The organism is Vibrio sp. 10N.222.46.A1 (genome assembly GCF_041473595.1).
GTDB lineage: Bacteria > Pseudomonadota > Gammaproteobacteria > Enterobacterales > Vibrionaceae > Vibrio > Vibrio tasmaniensis_A.
Genome location: NZ_JBFRSN010000734.1, coordinates 1 through 5099, shown reverse-complemented (window position 1 = coordinate 5099; position 5099 = coordinate 1). Strand labels below are relative to the sequence as shown.

At 41.0% G+C, this 5099-nt stretch carries 5 protein-coding genes; 4 read left to right on the top strand and 1 reads right to left on the bottom strand.

Annotated features, from left to right (window positions below):
- The 4 genes from AB4496_RS19330 to AB4496_RS19315 all read left to right on the top strand — a co-directional run.
- A partial coding sequence (locus AB4496_RS19330) for a PLP-dependent aminotransferase family protein (protein ID WP_372131658.1) occupies positions 1–965 on the top strand: 965 nt, incomplete at its 5' end.
- A gap of 127 nt (positions 966–1092) precedes the next feature.
- The gene (locus AB4496_RS19325) at positions 1093–1299 is read left to right on the top strand and encodes a hypothetical protein (RefSeq protein WP_004734707.1); all 207 of its coding nucleotides are present in this window, start codon (positions 1093–1095) and stop codon (positions 1297–1299) included.
- 420 nt (positions 1300–1719) lie between these two features.
- Positions 1720–2397 (top strand): hypothetical protein, encoded by a 678-nt coding sequence (locus tag AB4496_RS19320; RefSeq protein ID WP_009847046.1) that lies wholly within the window; start codon positions 1720–1722, stop codon positions 2395–2397.
- A gap of 1 nt (position 2398) precedes the next feature.
- On the top strand, positions 2399–3559 hold the full coding sequence (locus AB4496_RS19315) for a serine protease (RefSeq protein ID WP_102258600.1): 1161 nt from the start codon (positions 2399–2401) through the stop codon (positions 3557–3559).
- Between the two features lie 94 nt (positions 3560–3653).
- Here the strand turns inward: AB4496_RS19315 and AB4496_RS19310 are convergent, their stop codons facing one another.
- Entirely contained in the window at positions 3654–5030 is a 1377-nt protein-coding gene (locus AB4496_RS19310) for a hypothetical protein (protein WP_102258599.1), read from the bottom strand.
- Positions 5031–5099 lie beyond the last annotated feature (69 nt).

The window sequence follows — 5099 nt, the reverse complement described above, 5'->3', positions numbered from 1 at the left end:
TAAGAAGACAAATTGCTCAACGTTACCTGCAGCAAGGTATTACCGTCAACCATCAAGATATCGTGATTACTTCTGGTGCTATGGAAGCGCTTAACTTGAGCCTTCAAACTGTAACCAAGCCCGGTGACTACGTTGTGATTGAATCTCCTGCTTTCTATGGTGCTCTGCAAGCTGTCGAGAGGTTAGGACTCAACCCTATCGAAGTGGATGTTTGTCCAATCAATGGATTGAATATTGAGCAGTTTGAAAGCGCACTACAAAACCAGGATGTGAAAGCGTGTTGGCTGATGACGACGTTTCAAAACCCGACAGGGACAAGTTTGTCTGAAGATGCGAAGCGCCGAGTGGTTGAGGTTGCTGAACAATACAAGACTTATATTATCGAAGATGATGTTTACGGCGACCTATATTTCGAAGGGCATAAACCTAAACCGCTAAAAGCATTTGATAAAACAGACTTAGTGTTGCTATGCGGCTCTTACTCTAAGAGTTTATGCCCTGGCTATCGTGTTGGTTGGGTGGTGAGTTCGCGTTTTAACGATGCGATTCAAAAACTTCAGCTTCTTTCTACGCTGTCGAGTAGTGCTCCTGTGCAGCTTGGTGTCGCGCACTTCTTGACACACGAAAGCTACGACAATCACCTTCGTAAATTGCGTAAAAATCTTCTAATGAGAAAAAAGCGATTTATAGAGGTCATTAAGCAATATTTCCCACATTCCATCGAGATAGAAGACCCAGCTGGTGGCTACTTTGTATGGATTCGTTTTTCTGCCAAATTCGACAGTCAACAATTCCATCAGTTAGCGATTGCTCAAGGCATTAGCGTCGCCTCTGGAGACCTCTTTAGCGAGTTGGGCAGAGTAGACAACGCGATTAGATTGAACTTCTCTTATGAACTCACAGCAGAGAAAGAGCAAGCGCTGATCTTACTTGGTAAGCTTGCGCGTCAACTTACGCACTCGTAAAACCGTAAGTCACTCATAAAAAAGACAATGATTCCAACTGTACGGACTGATTCCGATGCAACTGTACGCCTTCTTGACCAGCGAGTTGTGATTCAATATCGATAGACCAAATATTGGAGATACCGTTATGTTGAAAATGACTATGGGTAACGAAGTTAAGTTGATTATCGTTGCTATTGTGTGTGCACTTCTGTTAATCCTCGGCCACGTACTACTGGCAAAAGCATTCGCTGATATGGCATGGGCAGAATACACGACTGCCGCAATCCCATTCGTTATGATGGCAATCTGCGGTCTCGCGATAAAATACGCTATCGACCAAGATGTCGACTAAGTTTTTGAGTACACAAAAATGATCTTTCAGAGCCCCTCCATGATTTGGTGGGGCTTTTTCGTTGTATACATGAAACGGAATTGCGTAGGCATCGCTGTTATCGTCGTGAAATAGAAATCCTTGATGAAATACAATTATTATCCATACCTGTTGTAAGCACATGTAAGGAGTATCTAATCACTACTTGGAAAGTAAATCACCTTTAGTCAAAAGCTTGGCAAACGCAATTTATCATCATTAACTATTGGTATGGTTGGGTTTATGGTTATTCGTGCCAGCTATCAGTCGGTGAGGTTTGAATCGTGATGAACAAAGCCCTTACAGCACCTTACATTTTCAACTTATCTTTAGCCTACAATTACTTGGAACTAATACTGAGGCGAAAATATGAGATTAAAATGTGCAAAATTGAACCTCTGCATGTTGGCATTACTAACAACTAATGCAGCGGCCAGTGAGATTGAGGTCGATTTAAATAAATTAAGTAATGTTTCAGAAATTGGTACAGATACTTTGTCGATCGCTAGTGAGTTCATCGGTTATGAACTTAATGATGGCAAGTATCGTTACGCAAGAGACGTTGACTTAAATGGCTTAGATTGGGTTTTCTTATATGGAGAGCATCAAAGAAAAGACAAACCCAATAGTACCTTAATTAGTGACGTAAATGTTATTGGTGAATTACGACAAGTTGTTAATTCAGAGACCAAAAACGCAATTGGTAACCGTTATTACTGGCAGGGTGGTGATTCTACAGATTACAACCAAGAGCTAGCTTTCTCTGGTTTACTTGTCGGCACTAGTGGTTTCTCTTTTGACGTTCAGCCAGGTAAAGGCGGGCGATTTTCTGTAGAGCTTTATACACACAATTGGCTCTCTTCTGCTGATGTAACCGCATGTGTTAAAAAGCAATGTATCACTATTAAAAATGATATCTCCTTTCACATGACCAGTGTCAAAAATACGATAGTTTTCGAATCCCAATCTCCTGATGATATCGTCGAAATCACTTATACACGTCAACATAGACAGTTCGACTTTGAAGCTAGACAGGGTTACCACGCTATTGAAGCTATCCAATTGATAGAGGCTCAGTAACATGAAAAAAATTATTTTGGCATCAGCGATCGTTGCTACTTTTTCAGCGCAGGCGGGCATAGGCAAGATGGATCGCTCGGTTACTCAACACAAAGCGTTTGCCTTACAAACTCAATTTGATTTTGCTTGCCACATGAATGCAGGGTCGGCCACTTTAATCGACCCGTATTGGGTTATCACAGCAAATCATGTGTCAGGTTCAAAAAGTGAAGGATATGAAAATGCGGTAACTTGTTCTTCTTATGAAAAAGATAAGAATGGTAAGTACAATGTTGTTCATACGTCACGTGCGACTACTGACCCTGATGGTGAGTGGGGGGAGTATGAATTTACCGATGGTATTTACGACTTCGCTTTGGTGCGCTTAGATACGCCTATCACCGGTATCAAGCCGGCGAAGTTGCCCGAGAAAGGGATGTTTGATCATTCAGAAGTCTATGAAGTAAATAGCGTTGGCTTTGGCAACTATAACGGACGTAATGGTGGCAAAAAGTTTGTTAAGTACAACGACACAGACAAAAAATGGTTAGCTGAGTACAAATATGACCCAGTGATCATGCCTCAAAGTAACTTGCAGTGGTTAATTATCCATGGGGATTCAGGTTCTGGTATCACGATTGAGAGAGATGGTGAGTTTTATATTATTGGGGAGATAGGGCTTCAATATTATGGTGAGCTTGGTTGGCAAGATACCTTCGATGATGTTTTGGGAAGATTGGATTCATTACAAAGTGACATGCAAGAGCATGGTTTTAGCTATACGAAACCTGTAAATCTTGCTGATGTAAAATGGACGTCAACAACTCAGAATGACATTGAAGATCTTCACGCGTTTTACAGCTACTGGAAAGCGGGAAGTATGGACTTCAATGCGACTTACTGGACGGCGGATGGTGGTATTTATAACACCGCTTATGCGATAGAAGGGGAAAAGTACACTTTTGAAACAGTGATACCTGTAAATTCTAAAGCGCCTGCATTTGATGTGTTTGTTAATGGTCGTCAGGTCGCTCATAACATTAAAGCGGACAAAGAAAGTCTGTTTTTGAAAGTGAATGCATTTGAACAGAAAGGCGATCAGTTAGTCATTGAATTCAAGCCTCTTCAAAGTACAGGTGAAAAAATTATGCTCGATCACTTTTTGGTACGCAAGGCTGACTAATTTAGTCTGGACAGCTTAAATGAAACTTAAGCAGAATAAATAAAGATGAAGCCCTACTTATGTTAAGTAGGGCTTTTTTTTACACATTGTAAAATTACTTAGTAATTAGCGTACTTTGCTTAGCATTGAATTCAAAGTTCTCGGTCTTAGTAATGGAGTTCTTTACTGAGGGAGTTCCACCAATTAAGGGTGTTTTTGTCGTTCGCTTGTAATTCACCAATTGTACCACGTCACCTTGAAGGCGGCTTTCTGTACAGTTTGCAATCGTTACTAAGTGACCTGATGAATTCGCTGCGCTATCCATTTTGCAATGGTTTATTTTATTTTTTGAAGAGGCTTTGGTTAGAGAAAACTCTTCACTTCCTACGGTAACTTTGACATCACTTCTATTTAATACGACTTGAACACTTGTTGTTGTGTCTTCGACGCCATAGTCTTGTATCGTCAAGCCAGTTTCAATTAAAGGTTTAGCTTGGATCTTATACTTACTATTGGAGCTGTAAGATGAATGAATTACATCTTTGTTTGAGTTATAGATCGTCGCAGGTTTGTCTGACGTGGCTGCGAAGACGTAAGATTTCGTTGCGGGGTCGAGTTTCCCATTGAGCTTTATGTAAGTGATTAACTCGTCTCTATTTGATACATTGAAACGCTTAAATAGAAGTGTGGAGACATGGTCGAGCACATAGACACTGCTTCTTACGTGGTTTTCAACGGCTACAGCTTTCAGACTATCACTAACAACGTCTAACAGGTTGTTGTTCAAAAGGCTGTTTTTAGGAGTGTAATTTGCTCGTAGGTCTTTTGTAACACCCGTCATTACAGACGCCAAACCATACTTAGATACTTCAGCAGGAGTCATATAATGCATTCCTTGAGCCGGAGCAGCTTTCAGTGTAAACCAGTAGAAGCCGCTCGGATCTGGTAATCCCATCTTTTTATAATAATCAATGTAGGGTTTATGCTCACTATGACCAACAGGCAATGAAGCCCCTTGTAAAGACCCTTGTGCCCATGAGTGAACGCCTAATCGAGCACCTGGTTCAATCGTTCTTTTCACACCCGCAGCGAAAAGGTCAGTTCCCCCCGAAGCGACATGTCCAATAGAGCTAATGTACGTGTTTAATTTTTTCGCTCTTACTTTGTACGCTAGTTGAATGTTGGCATCATCATTCATAGAGCCACCCATATCGATGAAGTTCAGCGTTTTTGTATTCGGGTGAGCTTTGATCATATCGTCAAATGCTTTGGGGCTACCACTACATGCAACGCCATTGACACTCGCTATTGTACCCTTAATCTTGAAGGTTAAGGCTGTATCCCCTTGTAAGGGTTGCGAACATTTAGAGATAAATACCACTGGCTTTTGCGTTGGCTTAACTGTTGGTTTTTTCGCGGGAGTCGATGAGCCTCCTCCGCCACATCCAGTTAAAGTGATTAGTAGAGCTGCAGATAAAATGCTTGTTTTCATTGGGGTCCCTAAAAATTTATATTCACAAATTAATTAGTAAGAAGAATAATTTATACAGGACATCAATAC